We start from the raw sequence: 11,048 nt of genomic DNA, 5'->3' as shown, positions 1-11,048 counted from the left end.
GGGCGCCAACCACGACCCCCCCCCCCTAACCGCTCGGGCCCCCGCCCCACGGCCCGGCGCCCTTCGCGTATCCGGACGGATGTCAGGAGCGGGTGTCGGGCAGCTCGCCCTCACCCTGCGTGCGCGTCTGCGCCTCGTGCTCCTCGAAGCGCACGTACGCCTCGGCGATGAGACGCTCGGCCTCCGCGGCGTCCGCCCACTCGTCGACCTTGACCCACTTGTTGGGCTCGAGGTCCTTGTAGTGCTCGAAGAAGTGCGCGATCTCCTTGCGCGTGTACTCCGGCAGGTCGTCGACGTCCTGGATGTGGTCCCAGCGCGGGTCCTTGGCGATGACGGCGACGACCTTGTCGTCGCCTCCGGCCTCGTCGCTCATCTTCAGCACGCCGACCGGGCGCACCTTCACGCCGACGCCGGGGAACACGGGGAAGTCCATGACGACGAGCACGTCGAGCGGGTCGCCGTCCTCGCCGAGGGAGTTGTCGAAGAACCCGTAGTCGGTGGGGTAGCCGAACGTCGTGTAGAGCACGCGGTCGAGGAACACGCGGCCCGTGCCGTGGTCGACCTCGTACTTCACGCGGCTGCCGCGCGGGATCTCGATGACTGCGTCGTACGCGCCCATGGCGATATCGCTCCTCAGAGAAGGGGTGTGGACGACGTCCAGCGTAGCCGGGTCGCGGTCGGCGCCGTCGGCGCGGCTACCGTGGAGGCGTGCTCGCTCCCGCCATCGCCGCCGTCCGCCTCGCCGTCCGCTCGGCGCTCGCGCCCTTCGAGGGTGCGGACGCGACCGTGATCGTCGCGCTGTCCGGCGGTGCCGACTCGCTCGCCCTCGCGGCCGCCGCGGCCTTCGAGGCGCCCCGGCTGGGCATCCGCGCCGTGAGCGTCACGGTCGACCACGGCCTGCAGGCCGGGTCGGCGGATGTCGCGGCGCGCGCGGCCGAGCAGGCGCGCGCCCTCGGGGTGGCCGAGGCCCGCGTCGTCCGCGTCGACGTCGGCTCGGAGGGCGGACCGGAGGCCGCGGCGCGCGACGCGCGCCGTACGGCGCTGCGCGCCGCGGCCCTCGACACGGGGGCGGTCGGCGTGCTCCTCGGCCACACCCTGGACGACCAGGCCGAGACCGTGCTCCTCGGCCTGGCACGCGGCGCGGGGGCCGGCAGCCTCGCGGGGATGGCCCCCCGCCGCCTCGACGAGCGCGGGCTCGCGTGGCTCCGCCCGCTCCTCGGCCTCCGCCGCGACGACACCCGCGCGTTCTGCGCCGCCTCCGGCTTCGACGCGTGGGACGACCCGCACAACGTCGACGACCGCTTCTCGCGCGTGCGCGTGCGGCGCGCCATCCTGCCCGTCCTCGAGCGCGAGCTCGGCCCGGGAGTGGCGGAGGCGCTCGCGCGGACCGCCGAGCAGCTGCGCGAGGACAACGAGGCGTTCGCCGACATGATCGACGAGGTCATCGAGGACATCGTCGAGCACGTCGAGGCGGGCATCGCGATCTCCGTCCCGGCGCTCGCGGCGAACCCTCCCGCTCTCCGGCACCGCATCATCCGGCACGTCGCGCAGAGCGAGTTCGGCGTCGCCCTCACGCGACGGCAGACGCTCGAGGTCGCGCGTCTCGTCTCCGACTGGCGCGGGCAGGGGCCCCTCGACCTGCCGGGCTTCACCGCGGCGCGCACGGCGGGCCTCGTCTCGCTCGTCGCGCGCGCAGGCGACACGCCCTCAGCGGACGCCCCCGCCGAGGACGACCCCGCATGAGCCCCGAGCCGCGCCGCGTCGAGCCACTGCCGGTCGGGCCGGCTCTCGCCGTCGTCGCGGGCCTCGGCGCCGTGACGATCGGCGCCTTCGCGGCCGCCGGCATCGCCTTCGTCGTCGTGCTCGTCGCGGGCATCGTCGGCGAGGAGGCGATCGGCATGCCGTCGGTCCTCGACGTGCTCTCGCGTTCGCTCATGGGCGGCGTGCTGCTCGCCGTCGGCGCGGCGCTCCTCGTCGAGCTTCCGCGCGGCATCCTCGAGCGCCGGATGCGCCTGCGGGCCGCGGAGCGCCGCGGATCGGGCCCCGACGCGCCCCGCCTGCCCCGCGGCGAGGACCGCGCGCTGCGTGAGGAGCCCTATGGCGGGCTCCTCGTGCTCGCCTGGTTCGCGGTCGTCCTCGGCCCCGTCGTCATGCTCGTCGACCTCGTCTCGGGCTTCGACTTCGACGGGGTCGCCCTCGGCGCCGGCGCGGCGATCACGCTGGGCGCCGTCGGCCTCTTCTTCGCCCACGGCGGTCTCGCGCGCCGCTGGACGGCCCGGGTCGAGCGGGTGCGCGGGCCCGGTCCAGGGCCCCGCCGTCGGGGCGGCGCCGCGCGCGCCGCGACGCGCCGGGCGGGTGCCGCGACGAAGGCGATCGGATGGCGCGTCGTCGCCGGGTTCGCCCTGCAGCTGGGGGTCTACGCGTTCTTCGCGGGTGTCATCCTCCGCCAGCCCTGCCGCGGCTGCGATCAGATCGACTACGGCGGAGGGCCGATGGAGGGCGTCGTCGACCTGCTCGTCGGTCTCGGCGGCCTGCTCATCCTCATCCCCGTCGCACTGCTCCTCGCCTCCACCGTCCCGTTCCTGCTGCGCACGGCGCGCGCCGAGCGCCGCATCGTGCGCGACGCCCGCGCGGGCACGCTGGAACGCTCCGACGACGTCCTCACCCAGCTCACGGCACCGGGATGGCTCACCCGGCTCGCGTACGGGCTCGCCACCGTGGGCGCGCTCCTCGTCCTCCTCGGCATCGCGCCGTGGACCGCGCTCGTCAACGACTCGGCGTCGGAGGACGACGTCGGCGCGCTCGCCGGTCTGTCCGTGCTGCTCGCGCCGGGCGTCGGCGTCGTCGTCGCCGCACTCGCCGCGGGCATCGCGGGCGCCGTCGACAGCCGGGCACGCAGGGCAGCCATCCTCGCCGCCCTGGGCGACGTCGGCTGATCCCGCTCACCGCGTGCGGCGGCCCGCCAGGGGCGGACCGTAGGATGGCGCACATGCGTGCTGCCGACATCTCCGGTGACCTCGACCGCGTCCTCGTCACAGAGGAGGAGATCCAGGCGAAGCTCCGCGAGCTCGCCGTGCAGGTGGAGGCCGACTACGCCGGCAAGAAGCTGCTGCTCGTGGGCGTGCTCAAGGGCGCCGTCATGGTCATGGCCGACTTCATGCGCTGCCTCACGCGCGAGGTCGTGATGGACTGGATGGCCGTGTCGAGCTACGGCTCGAGCACCAAGTCGAGCGGCGTGGTGCAGATCCGCAAGGACCTCGACACCGACCTCCAGGGCTACCACGTGCTCATCGTCGAGGACATCATCGACTCCGGCCTCACGCTGAGCTGGCTGCTCAGCAACTTCGCCTCGCGCGGAGCCGAGTCGATCGAGGTGCTCGCCCTGCTGCGCAAGCCCGAGGCCGCCAAGGTCGAGATCGACTGCCGCTACCTCGGCTTCGACATCCCCAACGAGTTCGTCGTCGGCTACGGCCTCGACTACGCCGAGCACTACCGCAACCTCCGCGACGTCGCCGTGCTCGCCCCCCACGTGTACAGCTGACCTCCCCACACGTACGCCGTGGGCGAATCACAGATGGCCCATAGACGTCGAGGGGTAGCCTGAGACGACTGCGCGCTGGTCGCGCCGACGGGAGGAAGTCACCCCAGGCATGGACGTCAAGAAGCTCACCCGCAACCCGCTGATCTACATCCTTCTGGTCGGCGTGCTGCTGATCGTCGGGTTCTCGCTCATCTCCAACCTGGGCGCGCCCAAGCAGATCTCGACCCAGGAGGGCCTCGAGCTGCTGAACGGCGACACCGTCACCGAGGTGCTCATCACGGATGGCGACCAGCGGGTCGACATGACGCTGTCCGACGCCTACGAGGGCGCGACGGACGTGCAGTTCTACTACGTCGAGGCCCGCGCCGACGAGGTCGTCAGCGCCGTCAGCGAGGCCGCCCCGGAGGACGGCTACGACGACGCCGTTCCGCGCGCGACCATCTGGGACAGCCTGCTGTCGCTCGCCATCCCGATCCTCCTCCTCGGCCTGCTCTTCTGGTTCCTCATGTCGAGCGCGCAGGGCGGAGGCCGCGGCGTCATGCAGTTCGGCAAGTCGCGCGCCAAGCTCATGAGCAAGGAGCACCCCGACGTCACGTTCGCCGACGTCGCGGGCGCCGACGAGGCCATCGAGGAGCTCCACGAGATCAAGGAGTTCCTGAAGGACCCCGCCCGCTTCCAGGCGGTGGGCGCGCGCATCCCGAAGGGCGTGCTGCTGTACGGCCCTCCCGGAACCGGCAAGACGCTCCTCGCGCGTGCGGTGGCCGGCGAAGCGGGCGTCCCGTTCTACTCGATCTCGGGCTCCGACTTCGTCGAGATGTTCGTCGGCGTCGGCGCGAGCCGCGTGCGCGACCTCTTCAACCAGGCGAAGGAGTCGTCTCCCGCCATCATCTTCATCGACGAGATCGACGCCGTCGGGCGCCACCGCGGCGCGGGCATGGGCGGCGGCCACGACGAGCGCGAGCAGACCCTCAACCAGATGCTCGTCGAGATGGACGGCTTCGACCCCAAGGTGAACGTCATCGTCATCGCGGCGACGAACCGCCCCGACATCCTCGACCCGGCGCTCCTGCGTCCCGGGCGCTTCGACCGCCAGATCGGCGTCGACGCCCCCGACCTGAAGGGGCGCCTGCGCATCCTCCAGGTGCACAGCCGCGGCAAGCCGCTCGCCGACAACGTCGACCTCGAGGTCGTCGCGCGCAAGACGCCCGGCTTCACGGGCGCCGACCTCGCGAACGTGCTCAACGAGGCAGCGCTCCTCACCGCGCGCTCGAACGCACAGCTCATCGACGACCGCGCCATGGACGAGGCCATCGACCGCGTCATCGCCGGCCCGCAGCGCCGCACGCGCGTCATGAAGGACAAGGAGAAGCTCATCACGGCCTACCACGAGGGCGGCCACGCCCTCGCCGCGGCGGCGATGAACTACTCCGACCCCGTCACGAAGATCACCATCCTGCCGCGAGGCAAGGCCCTCGGCTACACGATGGTGCTGCCCCTCGAGGACAAGTACTCCGTGACCCGCAACGAGCTGCAGGACCAGCTCGCATACGCCATGGGCGGCCGTGTCGCCGAGGAGATCGTCTTCCACGACCCCACGACGGGGGCGTCCAACGACATCGAGAAGGCGACGAGCATCGCGCGCAAGATGGTCACCGAGTACGGCATGACGACGGCCGTGGGCCCCGTCAAGCTCGGCGGCTCGAGCGGCGAGGTCTTCATGGGCCGCGACATGGGCCACGGCCGCGACTACTCCGAGCGCATCGCCGAGAACGTCGACGACGAGGTGCGCGCGCTGATCGAGCTCGCCCACAACGAGGCGTACGAGGTGCTGAACGCCAACCGCGACATCCTCGACCGGCTGGCCCTCGCGCTCCTCGAGCACGAGACGCTCGACCACCTGCAGATCGAGGAGATCTTCAAGGACGTGCGCAAGCTCCCCGAGCGGCCGCAGTGGCTCTCGTCGAGCGACCGCCCCGTCTCGGCGCTGCCGCCCATCGACGTGCCGCGCAAGCGGCAGCCCGACGGGGTCGCCGCGCAGGCGTCAGCCGAGCAGCCGACGGCGACGCAGCCTGCGACCCGGCCCGCGACGGGCCACACGCGACCCGCCACGGCGTGACGGCGTGACCGTCGACCGGGAGCGCGTCGCGGAGCTCACGCGCGAGCTGCTCGTCGCGATCGGGGAGGACCCCGACCGCGCGGGCCTGCGCCAGACCCCTCAGCGGGTCGCCGATGCGTACGCGGAGTTCTTCGCGGGCGTCGGCCAGGACCCCGCCGAGCCGCTCGCGCACACCATCAGCGTCAGCCGCGGGCCGGCGCCCGACACGCTCCCGTCGGGCGCCGTGCTGCTGCGCGGCGTGCGCTTCCGCTCGGTGTGCGAGCACCACCTGCTGCCGTTCGTCGGCCATGCCCACATCGCGTACCTGCCGGGCGAGCAGGTCGTCGGGCTCGGCGCGCTGCCGAAGGTCGTCGACGTGCTCGCGGCCCGGCCGCAGGTGCAGGAGCGTCTCGGCGAGCAGATCGCCGACGTCATCGACGGATCTCTCGACACCCTCGGGGTCGTCGTCGTGCTCGACGCCGTGCACCAGTGCGTGACGACGCGCGGAGGCCGTCAGAGCGACAGCTCCACGGTCACCGTCGCGGCGCGCGGCGCGCTCGCCGAGCCCGCCGCCCGGGGCGAGATCATCGCGCTCATCGCCCTCGGCGGCGGGCACGAGGAGCAGGCGTGACCTCCATCTGGGGCATCGTCAACGTCACGCCCGACTCGTTCTCGGATGGCGGGCGCCACTTCGCGCATGACGCCGCGGTCGCGCACGGACGCCGGCTCCTCGCCGACGGCGCCACCGTGCTCGATGTGGGAGGGGAGTCGACCCGGCCGGGTTCCGAGCCCGTGGGGGCGGCGGAGGAGATCCGCCGGATCGAGCCCGTCATCCGCGCGCTCGCCGCCGACGGCGCCGTCGTGAGCGTCGACACCTACCGGGCCGAGACCGCGCGCGCGGCCATCGTGGCGGGAGCCGCCATCGTGAACGACGTCGCCGGCGGGCTCGCCGACCCCGCGCTGCTCGAGGTCGTCGCGGAGCACGGCGTCGACGTCGCGCTCGGGCACTGGCGCGGGCCGTCCGCCGACATGTATGCGCACGCCGCGTACGACCGGATCGGCCGCGAGGTCGCGGGAGAGCTGGCGGCCCGCGTCGACGCCGCCCGTGCGGCGGGGGTCGCCGATGCGCGGATCATCGTCGACCCCGGTGTCGGCTTCGCCAAGCGCGGCCCGCAGAACTGGGCGCTCCTGCGCGCCCTCGACGACGTCCTCGAGCTCGGGCACCGCGTGCTCGTCGGCACGTCGCGCAAGCGGTTCCTCGCGTCGGCGATCGGCGACGCCGCGGCGCTCGAACGGCGCGACCTCGCCACGGCCGTCACGAGCGTGCTCGCGGTGCAGGCGGGGGCGTGGGGTGTGCGCGTGCACGATGCGGCGTCGACCCGCGATGCGCTCGCCGTCGCACGGGAGTGGCAGGGTTGAGAGCATGATCCCTCTCGACACGATCGAGCTGCGCGGCCTCACGGCGTTCGGCCGTCACGGCGTCTTCGAGTTCGAGCGCACCGAGGGGCAGGACTTCTCTGTCGACCTCCGGCTCCACCTCGACACCTCCCGTGCCGCCGCGAGCGACGACGTCGCCGACACGGTGCACTACGGCGAGCTCGCCGAGAAGGTCGTCGCCGTCGTCGAAGGCGACCCCGTGAACCTCATCGAGACGCTCGCGCACCGCATCGCCGACGTCGTGCTCGCCGACGACCGCGTGCACGTCGTCGCGGTGACCGTGCACAAGCCGCACGCGCCCATCCGCGCCCGGTTCGCCGACGTCTCCGTGACGGTGCAGCGCACGCGCGCCGGTGCCGGCCGGGCGGAGCCGTCGTGACGACGCGCCGCCCCGACCCGCCCGCGCGCGCGACGGCCGCCGTTCCCGCTCCGCGCACGCCGGCGACGCCCGTGCGCGCCGTCGTCGCCCTCGGGGCCAACCTCGGCGACAGGAGGGCGACGCTCGACGCCGCGGTCCGCGAGCTCGAGCGCCTCCCGCTGACGGGGAGCGTCGTCTGCTCGGAGCCGCTCGAGACCGTCGCGGTGAAGCTCGACGGGCCCGATGCCGACGCCCCCGCCTACCTCAACGCCGTCGCGCTCGTCGAGACGCGTCTCGCGCCGACCGTGCTGCTCGGCTTCCTGCAGGCGATCGAGCAGCGTCACGGCCGGGTGCGGCGGGAGCGCTGGGGCGATCGCACGCTCGACCTCGACCTCATCGTCTACGGCGACGTCGTCTCCGACGACCCGCGGCTCGTCCTGCCGCATCCGCGTGCCGCGGAGCGCGACTTCGTGCTGCTCCCGTGGCTCCAGGTCGATCCCGCCGCCGTGCTGCCGGGCCACGGACCGGTCGCCGCGCTCGTGGCCGAGCGGGGCGCGCGATGAAGCGGACGACCGTGCTCGCGCTCGTCGTGGCGGCTATCCTCGGCGGCGGGGGCGGATTCCTCCTCGACCACGTGCTCACCTCGAGCGGTCGTACGACGTTCGCGCCCGCCCTCATGCTGCCGGTCCTCCTCGTCCTCCTCGGCGCCCTGTGCCTCGCGCTCGCGTGGCCCATCCGCAGGGCCGTGCGCGACGCGGAGGCACCGCGCGTCGACCCGTTCCGCGCGCTGCGCGTCGCCGTGCTCGCGAAGTCGGCGAGCATCGTGGGATCCGCCGTGGGCGGCGCCGCGGTCGGCCTGCTGCTCTACGGAGCCAGCCGTCCGGTGTCGCCCGCGCTAGGGTCGTTGGGAACGACCATCGCCACGGCGGTCGCGGGGGCGCTTCTCGTGGTCGCGGCGCTGGTCGCAGAGCATTTCTGCACGCTGCCGAAGGATCCAGATGAGCGACAGCCCGACGACCCCGCAGCCGGACTCGAACCCCGCTGACGAACCGGCGACCCCTCCGCTGACGCGCGCCGCTGCGCGTCGCGCAGCGGCCGACCCGCAGGCGCCGACCGGCCCCGCGGCACCGGAGGAGACGGCACCCGCCGTGCCGCCCGTACCGCCCGTGCCGCCGGCGCCGCAGACACCGGCCGTGCCGCAGGCTCCGGCCGTGCCGCCCGCGCCTCCCGCCGCGGCCGTGCCGCCGGCTCCGGCCGTGCCGCCCGCGCGCCCCGCCGGCATCCTGCCGCCGGCGGCATGGCCTCCCGGCGAGGATCTGTGGGTGCCGCCCGCTCCCGCGGCGCCAGAGCCCTCCGCCCCCGTCGCGGCACCCGATGTGCTCGACGCGGGCACCTATCCCGCCATCCGCGAGCCGCGCGGGGCCGGGCGCCTCTCCCTCGACGGCACGTGGCACCAGATCTCGCCGAAGTACGTGGTCTCGCAGTTCGTGCAGAACGCGATCTTCGTCGCCGTCGTGCTCGTCGCCGCCGGCGTGTTCTGGGCGCTCGTCGTGTCGGAGCCGTGGGTGTGGCTCGTCGCGGGGGCGATCGTGCTCGTCACGGTGCTCACGATGATCGTGCTGCCGCGCCAGGCTCGCGCGCTCGGGTACATGCTGCGCCCCGACGACCTCGTGTTCCGCAAGGGCATCCTGTGGCAGCGGATGGTCGCGGTGCCGTACGGCCGCATGCAGCTCGTCGACATCACGCACGGCCCGATGGACCGCGCCTTCGGCATCGCCAAGCTGAAGATGGTGACGGCCGCGGCCACGACCGGCGTCGAGATCCCCGGTCTCTCGCAGGACGCCGCCGAAGCGCTGCGCGACACCCTCATCGAGGTCGCCGAGACCCGCCGGACCGGGCTGTGAGCGACCCGTCGCGCCCGGCTGCGCCGGAGCCCGCCGTGCTGCCCGGAGGGGGCTCGTCGTCGCTCGCGGACGGCGACTGGCACCGGCTGCATCCGCTGACGCCGCTGTTCAAGGGCGGGCTCGCGCTCCTCATCGTCGCGGGAATCGCGATCGGCAACCTGCGCGACCGCCTGATCTACGGGTTCGTCGACCTGTTCACACCGCGCGGCACGCGCGTCGAGGACTACTCGAGCGGCGACCCCGTCGACTGGGTGCTGTCGAACAATCTCCTCGTCGTGGCGCTGCTCGCGACGCTCGCCGTCGTCGCCGTGCTGAGCGGCGCGTTCTGGCTCGTGTGGCGGTTCCAGCAGTTCCGCATCACCGACGAGCACGTCGAGGTGCGCAAGGGCATCGTCTTCCGCTCGCATCGGCGCGCGCCGCTCGACCGCGTGCAGGGCGTCAACCTCACGCGCCCGTTCCCCGCGCGGCTCATCGGGATGGCCAAGCTCGAGGTCGTGGGGGCGGGGACCGACGCGAACGTGCCGCTGGAGTACCTCGCGACGGCGCGCGCGGAGGCGGTGCGCTCCGACATCCTGCGGCTCGCATCCGGAGCGCGCGCGGCGCGCGAGGCCGCACGCGCGGGGGCCGCACCGGGCGCCGGACGCTCCGCCGCACCCGGCCGCGCCCCGGGAGCGCGCGAGCAGTTCCTCGGCAACCTCAACCAGGGCGTGAGCGGGCTCATCGACGGCGTCGACCGTGCCGACCTCGTGCCGGAGAGCGTCGTGAAGATCCCCGCGGGGCGCCTCATCGGCTCGCAGGTCATCAGCGGCGTGCTGTGGTTCGGGTTCTTCGCGGTCCTCCTCGGCGTGGTCCTGGCGTTCCTCCTGCCGGTCGCGCTCGGCAACGACGACGGCGACGGGCTCGTCATCCTCCTGGGGGCGGGCCTCGGCATGGGCGTGCCGCTCGTCATCGCGACCGTCGGCATCACGTGGGCGCAGATCTCGAAGTCGCTGCGCTACTCGATCGCTCCCACCCCCGACGGCGTGCGCATCACCTACGGCCTCCTCACCACCGTCACCGAGACGCTGCCGCCCGGCCGCATCTTCGCCGTCGAGGTGTCGCAGTCGCTGCTGTGGCGTCCGTTCGGCTGGTGGACGATCAAGATCAACCGCATGTCGGGGAAGAGCGCCGCGCAGCAGCAGTCGGGGAGCGCGCAGCAGTTCAACGTCGTGCTGCCCGTGGGGAAGCGCGAGGACGTGGAGAGGGTGCTCGCGCTCATCCTCCCCGACGTGCCGCCCCAGGACCTCCCGCTCGTCTGGGAGCACGGCATCCTCGGGCCGGGCCCCGACGACCCGTACCGGACGATCCCGGCGCGCGCCTGGTGGCGCCGTCCGGTGTCGTGGCGGCGGCACGGCTACGCCGTGACGGAGTTCGGGCTGCTGCTGCGGCGCGGGCGGGTCTGGCGCAAGCTCGCCGTGTTCCCCCTGGCGCGGCTGCAGGGCGTGTCGATCGCACAGGGCCCGATCGACCGGCTGCAGCGCGTCGCCTGGGGGCAGGCCCACACGGTCGTCGGGCCGATCTCGGGGCAGATCGTCGGGCTCGAGCGTGACGACGCCGTCGCCCTGCTGGAACGGGTCAGCCGCGGGTCGGTGCACGCCGCGACACGCGATCACTCGCATCGCTGGGCGGCGCGGGCCTGACATGGCCGCCGGCCGCGCGCGGTCGACCCGGTCG

12 protein-coding genes are annotated in these 11,048 nt (G+C 73.6%); 11 read left to right on the top strand and 1 reads right to left on the bottom strand.

Features of this window, described 5'->3' with window-relative positions:
* Positions 1–82: 82 nt before the first annotated feature.
* Entirely contained in the window at positions 83–619 is a 537-nt protein-coding gene (gene ppa, locus ACWGPF_RS03340; RefSeq protein ID WP_345438485.1) for an inorganic diphosphatase, read from the bottom strand.
* Positions 620–708: 89 nt separating this feature from the next.
* Here ppa and tilS point away from each other — a divergent pair, with 89 nt between their 5' ends.
* The 11 genes from tilS to ACWGPF_RS03285 all read left to right on the top strand — a co-directional run bounded on the left by tilS (position 709) and on the right by ACWGPF_RS03285 (position 11,014).
* Complete coding sequence (gene tilS / locus ACWGPF_RS03335; protein WP_452331473.1) at positions 709–1,743, top strand: tRNA lysidine(34) synthetase TilS; 1,035 nt, start codon at positions 709–711, stop codon at positions 1,741–1,743.
* The gene (locus ACWGPF_RS03330) at positions 1,740–2,936 is read left to right on the top strand and encodes a hypothetical protein (protein ID WP_452331472.1); all 1,197 of its coding nucleotides are present in this window, start codon (positions 1,740–1,742) and stop codon (positions 2,934–2,936) included. The genes tilS and ACWGPF_RS03330 overlap by 4 nt, the downstream gene beginning before the upstream one ends.
* A gap of 53 nt (positions 2,937–2,989) precedes the next feature.
* Positions 2,990–3,541: a hypoxanthine phosphoribosyltransferase gene (hpt, locus tag ACWGPF_RS03325; protein ID WP_452331471.1), complete on the top strand. Its 552-nt coding sequence runs from the start codon at positions 2,990–2,992 to the stop codon at positions 3,539–3,541.
* Positions 3,542–3,650: 109 nt separating this feature from the next.
* Positions 3,651–5,657: an ATP-dependent zinc metalloprotease FtsH gene (ftsH, locus tag ACWGPF_RS03320; RefSeq protein WP_345438493.1), complete on the top strand. Its 2,007-nt coding sequence runs from the start codon at positions 3,651–3,653 to the stop codon at positions 5,655–5,657.
* A gap of 4 nt (positions 5,658–5,661) precedes the next feature.
* Entirely contained in the window at positions 5,662–6,267 is a 606-nt protein-coding gene (gene folE / locus ACWGPF_RS03315) for a GTP cyclohydrolase I (RefSeq protein WP_452331470.1), read from the top strand.
* Positions 6,264–7,055 (top strand): dihydropteroate synthase, encoded by a 792-nt coding sequence (gene folP / locus ACWGPF_RS03310; protein ID WP_452331469.1) that lies wholly within the window; start codon positions 6,264–6,266, stop codon positions 7,053–7,055. The genes folE and folP overlap by 4 nt, the downstream gene beginning before the upstream one ends.
* 4 nt (positions 7,056–7,059) lie before the next feature.
* Entirely contained in the window at positions 7,060–7,452 is a 393-nt protein-coding gene (gene folB, locus ACWGPF_RS03305) for a dihydroneopterin aldolase (RefSeq protein WP_452331468.1), read from the top strand.
* Between the two features lie 71 nt (positions 7,453–7,523).
* Positions 7,524–7,994, top strand: a complete 471-nt coding sequence (folK, locus tag ACWGPF_RS03300) for a 2-amino-4-hydroxy-6-hydroxymethyldihydropteridine diphosphokinase (protein ID WP_452331570.1) — start codon at positions 7,524–7,526, stop codon at positions 7,992–7,994.
* Positions 7,991–8,476, top strand: a complete 486-nt coding sequence (locus ACWGPF_RS03295; protein ID WP_452331467.1) for a DUF3180 family protein — start codon at positions 7,991–7,993, stop codon at positions 8,474–8,476. Before folK ends, ACWGPF_RS03295 begins: the two co-directional genes overlap by 4 nt.
* A 277-nt stretch (positions 8,477–8,753) precedes the next feature.
* Positions 8,754–9,335 carry a PH domain-containing protein gene (locus ACWGPF_RS03290; RefSeq protein ID WP_452331569.1) on the top strand — a complete coding sequence of 194 codons (582 nt, stop codon included), beginning with the start codon at positions 8,754–8,756 and terminating at the stop codon, positions 9,333–9,335.
* Positions 9,332–11,014, top strand: coding sequence for a PH domain-containing protein (locus ACWGPF_RS03285; protein WP_452331466.1), 1,683 nt, complete (start codon positions 9,332–9,334; stop codon positions 11,012–11,014). The genes ACWGPF_RS03290 and ACWGPF_RS03285 overlap by 4 nt, the downstream gene beginning before the upstream one ends.
* The last annotated feature ends 34 nt before the right edge of the window (positions 11,015–11,048 follow it).

The sequence above is a fragment of the Microbacterium sp. NPDC055683 genome (assembly GCF_053617895.1).
The sequence above is the reverse complement of the archived record's forward strand: the minus strand, read 5'-3'. Positions and strand labels throughout refer to the sequence as shown.

Excerpts from the sequence above, each read along its gene's own strand:
- ppa (WP_345438485.1), bottom strand. The coding sequence starts at position 619 with ATGGGCGCGTACGACGCAGTCATCGAGATCCCGCGCGGCAGCCGCGTG.
- ACWGPF_RS03330 (WP_452331472.1), top strand. The coding sequence starts at position 1,740 with ATGAGCCCCGAGCCGCGCCGCGTCGAGCCACTGCCGGTCGGGCCGGCT.
- hpt (WP_452331471.1), top strand. The coding sequence starts at position 2,990 with ATGCGTGCTGCCGACATCTCCGGTGACCTCGACCGCGTCCTCGTCACA.
- ftsH (WP_345438493.1), top strand. The coding sequence starts at position 3,651 with ATGGACGTCAAGAAGCTCACCCGCAACCCGCTGATCTACATCCTTCTG.
- folB (WP_452331468.1), top strand. The coding sequence starts at position 7,060 with ATGATCCCTCTCGACACGATCGAGCTGCGCGGCCTCACGGCGTTCGGC.
- ACWGPF_RS03295 (WP_452331467.1), top strand. The coding sequence starts at position 7,991 with ATGAAGCGGACGACCGTGCTCGCGCTCGTCGTGGCGGCTATCCTCGGC.